Annotated in this window: 5 protein-coding genes; 2 read left to right on the top strand and 3 right to left on the bottom strand. The window is 69.2% G+C overall.

What is annotated here, in order from left to right; all coding sequences use genetic code 11:
• Positions 1 to 197: helix-turn-helix domain-containing protein (locus AC5LSR_RS10445; RefSeq protein WP_250285967.1), on the bottom strand; the 197-nt coding region annotated here is incomplete at its 3' end.
• 169 nt (positions 198 to 366) lie between these two features.
• On the opposite strand from AC5LSR_RS10445, the gene tyrS reads away from it, so the two are divergent.
• Positions 367 to 1,764: a tyrosine--tRNA ligase gene (tyrS, locus tag AC5LSR_RS10440; protein WP_250285966.1), complete on the top strand. Its 1,398-nt coding sequence runs from the start codon at positions 367 to 369 to the stop codon at positions 1,762 to 1,764.
• Between the two features lie 186 nt (positions 1,765 to 1,950).
• Here tyrS and AC5LSR_RS10435 read toward each other — a convergent pair whose 3' ends face one another.
• Both AC5LSR_RS10435 and AC5LSR_RS10430 read right to left on the bottom strand, forming a co-directional pair.
• Positions 1,951 to 3,324: an NtaA/DmoA family FMN-dependent monooxygenase gene (locus AC5LSR_RS10435; RefSeq protein ID WP_493464750.1), complete on the bottom strand. Its 1,374-nt coding sequence runs from the start codon at positions 3,322 to 3,324 to the stop codon at positions 1,951 to 1,953.
• A gap of 73 nt (positions 3,325 to 3,397) precedes the next feature.
• Positions 3,398 to 4,594: an LLM class flavin-dependent oxidoreductase gene (locus tag AC5LSR_RS10430; RefSeq protein WP_250285964.1), complete on the bottom strand. Its 1,197-nt coding sequence runs from the start codon at positions 4,592 to 4,594 to the stop codon at positions 3,398 to 3,400.
• Positions 4,595 to 4,734: 140 nt separating this feature from the next.
• Here AC5LSR_RS10430 and AC5LSR_RS10425 point away from each other — a divergent pair.
• Positions 4,735 to 4,938 (top strand): hypothetical protein (locus AC5LSR_RS10425; protein ID WP_493468390.1); only part of this gene is annotated, 204 nt, incomplete at its 3' end.

Here is a 4,938-nt window from a genome sequence, read left to right as displayed (position 1 = left end):
ATGCCGGTCTCGCGCATGGCGGCGAAGAGGCGGTCCATCACGATGGATGGCTTGCCGGCCTCAAGCTCCCAGATGTACTTCTGCGTGGTGCCCAGCCGACGGGCGAGCTCACGCTGGCTCAGCCCGGCGAGCAGCCTGGCCTGCTGCAGGATGCGCCCCAGTGACTCGGCGCTCGTGACCTTCCCCGTGTACGCCATGACCCCGCCTGACTCCGATATCGCCGTCACGATAGACGACTACCTTATCGGAGTCAACTGCCACGACGGTGATATCGACCTGATCGGCCTGTGGCCACGTTGACCAAGAGGAATCGGCTCGCGACGGCCCAATAGCATGTGTGGACATCCAGTTTCCAGGAGAGCGTTGATGACCCGACTGAGCCAGTCCGTTGACCGCGCCACCGCCCTGCTGAACGGCGCGGACCTTGCGGCCGACGCCACCGTGCGCGAGCTGCTGACCGAGACCACGCGGCGCCGCGGCCTGGATCTGTCGGACCTGGCCCCGGCCGAGCAGGCCGCCCTGATCGCCGCCCGCTCGCAGGAGCTTCAGCCTTCCGCCGACGCGCTGGCTGAGCGGATCATCGCCGCCGACAGGAAGGGCCGTCGGTTCGTCGCCAAGTTCGGCATCGACCCGACCGGAGCCGAGGTGCACCTCGGGCACTCGGTGCCCATGCTCATCCTCAGCCGCTTCCAGCGCATGGGCCACCAGGTCGTGTTCATCGTCGGGGACATGACCGCCAAGATCGGCGACCCGTCAGGCCGCTCTGACGATCGCCCCGCCCTGACCGACGAGGACATCGTCCGCAACCTCGCCACCTACCGCCAGCAGGTCACTCCGTTCTTCGACTTCGACCGCGCCCAGTTCCGCCACAACGGCGACTGGCTGCGACAGATCACCCTGCCGGAGATTATCGAGATCATCTCGCAGATCCCGGTGTCGATGCCGCTACAGCGTGAGGACTTCCGCAAGCGCCTCGAGCTGGGACAGGGCCTGTCGCTGGCCGAGCTGATGTACTCGGTCGTGATGGCGCTGGACTCCGTGGAGACCAGCTGCGACCTCGAGGTCGGCGGCATCGACCAGTTCCTCAACATGCAGATGTGCCGCAAGGTCATGGACATCTGCGGTCAGACGCCCGAACTCGTGGTCGCCACCTCGCTCATCGAAGGCACGGACGGCACCGGGGCCAAGATGAGCAAGTCCAAAGGCAACTACGTGCCGCTGACCGCCCCAGCTGGCGAGATCTTCGGTAAGATCATGTCGGTACCCGACCGGCTCGTAGAGCCCTACTTCCAGGCGCTGTCGGAATGGCTGGACCCCGAACTCGCCATCACCAGCGAGCGGGTGGAGGCCGGGACGCTGCACCCGATGGACCTGAAGAAGATCCTCGCCGGGGAGGTCACCGCCGCCATCCACGGCGTCGACGCGGCGATGAAGGCTCGCGAGGAGTTTGCCGCCCGCTTCTCCAGGCGCACCTTCGGTGAGGTCGAAGACCTGCCCACGATCGCCGACCTCAGCCAGCCCGTGACCGAGGTCATCAAGGCCCTGGGCTTCGCCAGGAGCAACGGCGATGTCCGCCGCGTCGCCCAGCAGAACGGTCTGCGCCTCGTGGTCGAGTCGGAGGGGGGCCAGGAGCAGGTGACGCTGAGCGCCGACGAAACTCGCGAACCGCTGGCCACCCTGGTCAAGGACAAGTTCGACGGCCAGCTCGGCGACCTCTACCTCAAGGTCGGCCGCAAGCTCGCACGCGTCATCACCACCGCCTGATCCGATATCGCCGTCGTGATGGATGACTACCTTATCGGAGTCAGCTGCCATGACGGCGATATCGACGTCATATGGAGCGTCGCCAAAGCCGGCTACCGAGCCAGAACCACTCGAAACCCGTAGCCGTGGTGCCGGCCGGAGCGGTCATCATTCTGCCCGGTGCCGCTCTGCCGCGTCTCGGGTGTCTCAGGCCGCGGCAGAGGCAGAGGCAGAGGCAGAGGTGCTGGGGGTGGGGAGGCCGAGGTTGTCGCGCAGGGTTGTGCCGGTGTATTCGGTACGTAGGGAGCCGCGTTCCTGCAGGAGTGGCACCACCTTGTCGACGAACTCGTCCAGGCCGGTGGGGGTCAGGTGGGAGCCGAGGATGAAGCCGTCCGAGCCGTCGTTCTGGACGAAGGAGTCGATGCGGTCGGCCACCTGCGTCGGCGTGCCGATGAACTCGGTGCGGCTGAAGAGGTGGATGGCCAGCTCACGCAGTGAGTAGCTGTTCGCCTCGGCCAGTGCCCGCCAGCCGGCCACGGTCTCGTACGGGTCCTGGGCCAGGCGGGCCCGGCCCTGGATCACCAGGGGGGCGTCCGGGTCGGGGCCGACGTCCGGCAGCGGGCCGTCGGGGTCGTAGCCGGAGAGGTCACGGTTCCAGACGGTCTCGAGCAGGATCTGCGCCGTCCGGCCGCTGACCTGCGTCCGGGTGATCTCCCGGTGCCGTTCGACGGCGTCGGCCTGCGTGTCGCCGAGCACGAACGACGCCGAGGGCAGCAGCCTGACCGAGCCGGCCGGGCGGCCCTGGCGCAGCGCCCGGGCCTGGATGTCCTGGTAGAACTCGCGCGCCTCGGGCAGGTGGCGGTAGGGGGAGAAGATCGCGTCCGCGCTGCCGGCGGCGAAGTCCCGGCCCTGCGGGGACACCCCGGCCTGCAGGATGACCGGGCGGCCCTGGGGGCTGCGCGGGACGTTGAAGTGCCCGGAGATGTCGAACTGCTCGCCGTGCTGGCTGAACGCGCCCACGCTGTCGTCGCGGACGAACCGTCCGCTGCTCCTGTCGGCCACCACGGCGTCGGCGGGCCAGGAGTCCCAGAGCTTCCGGGCGGTGGCGAGGAACTCGCCCGCGCGGATGTAGCGGTCGTCGCGGTCCAGGAAGCCGCCGCGGCGGAAGTTCTGCCCGGTGAAGGCGTCGAAGGAGGTCACCACGTTCCAGCCGGCCCGTCCGCCGGAGAGGTGGTCCAGCGAGGCGAGCTGCCGGGCCAGTTCATACGGCTCGTTGAAGGTGGCGTTGATGGTGCCGACGAGGCCGAGGTGTTCGGTCACCGCGGCCAGCGCGGCGAGCACCGGCAGGGTGTCCGGCCGGCCGACGATGTCCTGGTCGAAGATCAGGCCGAGCCGTTCGCGCAGGATCAGGCCTTCGGCGAGGAAGAAGAAGTCGAACCTGCCGCGCTCGGCGGTCCGGGCCAGGTGCTGGAACGAGGAGAACGCGATCTGGCTGCCGGCGGCCGGGTCGGACCACACCGTGTGATGGTTCACGCCGCCGAGGTAGGCACCGAGGATGATCTGCTTGCGGGGCTTGCTCATAACGTGACGCTCCAGGCGTTCGATGCCGGCTCGGCCGGCGGGTCGGCGGGTCGGCGGGCCGGCCGGCGGGTCGTCAGGCGGCGGCGTAGCGGTTGGCGGGTCTGGGCAGCCCGAGCAGGGCACGTAGCGTGTCCGCCTCGTAGGCGGTGCGGAACACGCCGCGCCGCTGGAGCTCCGGGACCAGCGCGCGGGTGATCGCCTCCAGGTCGTGCGGGATCGTCCCGGGCCGCAGCCGGAAGCCGGACAGGCCCGCGCGCTGCCAGTCCCGCAGCAGGTCGGCGAGTTCGGCAGGGGTGCCGGTGAACACCAGCGCGTCGCTGCTGTACTCGCCGCCGGCCAGCTCGTCCAGGCGCTTGCGGCGGTCGTTCGCCGCCGTCGCGGCGGTGTCGAGGAAGACGACGAGATCACCGAAGACGTGCACGTTCTCCGCCCGGCCGGCGGCGTGCTGCTCGGCCCGGATCTCCTCGACGGTCGCGCGCGCGTCGTCGGCGTCCCGCGGGGTCACATAGACGACGTCGGCCGAGCGGGCGCCGAACCGGTAGGGCAGCGTGTTGTGCGCGAGCGCGGTGACCAGCGGCTGCCCCTGCGGCGGCCGCGGCACGATCGACGGGCCGCGGACGCTGAACCACCGGCCCTTGAAATCGATGTAGTGCAGTTTCTCGCGGTCGACGAACCGCCCGGTGGCGGTGTCGCGGATCTCCGCGCCGTCCTCCCAGCTGTCCCACAGCCGGCGGACCACCTCGACGAAGTCGCCGGCCTCCTCGAAGTACTCGGCGACCAGCGCCTGGCCCTCGGGTGTCGCGTAGTCCTCGAACCGGAGACGGGAGATGTCGCGGCGGCCGAAATGGGAGTTCTCACCGGGATGCGACAGCTGCGCCCGCCAGCCGGCCCGGCCGGTGCTGACGTAGTCGAGGGTCGCGATCGCCTTCGAGACGTGGAACGGCTCGGTGTGGGTGACGGTCGCGGTCGGGACGAGCCCGATGTGCGTCGTCAGCGGCGCGACCCGGGAGGCGATCAGCACCGCGTCCAGGCGGCCGCGCACCTGGTCGGTCCGCCCGTCCGGCCCGTCGAAGCGGGAGGACTGCACGCCGAGGGCGTCCTCGATGGTGACGAAGTCGAGCAGACCGCGCTCGGCCTCGGAGACCAGGTCGACCCAGTAGCGCGGGGTGAACAGCTCGAGCGGGCGGGCCCGTGGCTCCCGCCAGGCCGCGGGATGCCAGCCGGTACCGTCCAGCGCGACGGCGAGATGCAGTGAAGAGAGCGCGGGCATCGGACGTGTCGTCCCCTTCCGGTCTTCATTTCTGTCGTTGTTTCCGCTGCGCTGTTCAACGGGATTTCTCGTCGACGCCGCGGATCAGCGGGCGCCGGGCACGGAAAATCAGAGCGCGATCGCTCGTGACGGAAAACGATATGAACGACATACGGGCGGGCCCGGTATCACCGTACGGTGCCGTACCGGTGGATGATCGGCTGACGCTTTGTCAGCGGCAACAGAGGGAACTGGCCAGCCGGGAGAAGTCGAGGTATCTGCGGGCGGCGAATGTTCTCCTCATCGCCGGTGCATCCGCCGCCGATACGCTGGTCACCACCAGTGAACTTGTTGGCGGCGCATCC

The sequence above is a fragment of the Protofrankia sp. CiP1_Cm_nod4 genome, assembly GCF_982290645.1.
The sequence above is the reverse complement of the archived record's forward strand: the minus strand, read 5'-3'. Positions and strand labels throughout refer to the sequence as shown.